Here is an 879-nt window from a genome sequence, read left to right as displayed (position 1 = left end):
GTGCAGGTAATCGTCGATGGCCCAGCCGATCACCCGACGTGAGCAGCCATCACGGACGGCGCACAGATACAACCAGCCCTCACCCGTGCTCAGATAGGTGATATCCGAGGTCCACACCCGGTTGAGGATCCCGGTGTCGAAACGACGCTTGACCAGGTCTTTAGGCACCGCAGCATCGAGGTCAACCACCGTGGTGGCCGGCGCGAACCGCCGCGGGCAGATCCCGGCCAAACCCTGCCGACGCAGCGAGGCAGCCACCGTCTTGCGCGAGACCCGCTCACCGTCATCGCGTAGATCGGCCAGGATGCGCGGGGCGCCGTAGACGCCGTCGGAGGCCGCGTGGAACTTGGCGACCTTGGCATCCAACTCGGCGCGCCGTTGCTGGGCCGGGGTCGGTCCGCGCTCGCGGGTTTTGCGCCATTTGTAATACCCCGAGCGCGACACCTCCAGGCACTCGCACATCCGCTTAACCGTGTAGGTGGCCTTCTCCGCCTCGATCACCCGGTAGGCTTCTACCGGTGTTGTTCGGACACGAAGAAGGCCGCGGCTTTTTTCAAAAACTCACGGTCCAAACGCAATTCGGCATTCTCACGGCGCAGGCGCTCCAACTCTGCGCGTTCATCAGCATCTAGCACCACGCCAGTATCGCCAGCCGAGGAGGCTTCGCGTTGGAGGCGCACCCAACGCCCCAGCACTGCTTCACCAACACCGATCTCGGCGGCCACATGCGCCACCGGTCGGCCGGTCTCAATCACCAGGCGGGCAGCCTGCTCCCGAAACTCCGGGGTGTACTTGCGACGCTTGCCCGACATACGGACATCCTTCCCGCGGGACCAGCAGCCCCACCAGTCAGGTGTCCACCATCAGGGGTCAACCCCC

2 protein-coding genes are annotated in these 879 nt (G+C 64.8%); both read right to left on the bottom strand.

The genetic code is table 11. The annotated features are described in order from the left end of the window. On the bottom strand, positions 1–501 hold a 501-nt coding region (locus BST40_RS28290; RefSeq protein ID WP_142276868.1), incomplete at its 3' end, for an IS3 family transposase. Between the two features lie 11 nt (positions 502–512). Then, on the bottom strand, positions 513–812 hold the full coding sequence (locus BST40_RS28285; RefSeq protein ID WP_083156614.1) for a transposase: 300 nt from the start codon (positions 810–812) through the stop codon (positions 513–515). Positions 813–879: the final 67 nt, after the last annotated feature.

The sequence above is a fragment of the Mycobacterium persicum genome (assembly GCF_002086675.1).
Classification (GTDB): domain Bacteria; phylum Actinomycetota; class Actinomycetes; order Mycobacteriales; family Mycobacteriaceae; genus Mycobacterium; species Mycobacterium persicum.
The sequence above is the reverse complement of the archived record's forward strand: the minus strand, read 5'-3'. Positions and strand labels throughout refer to the sequence as shown.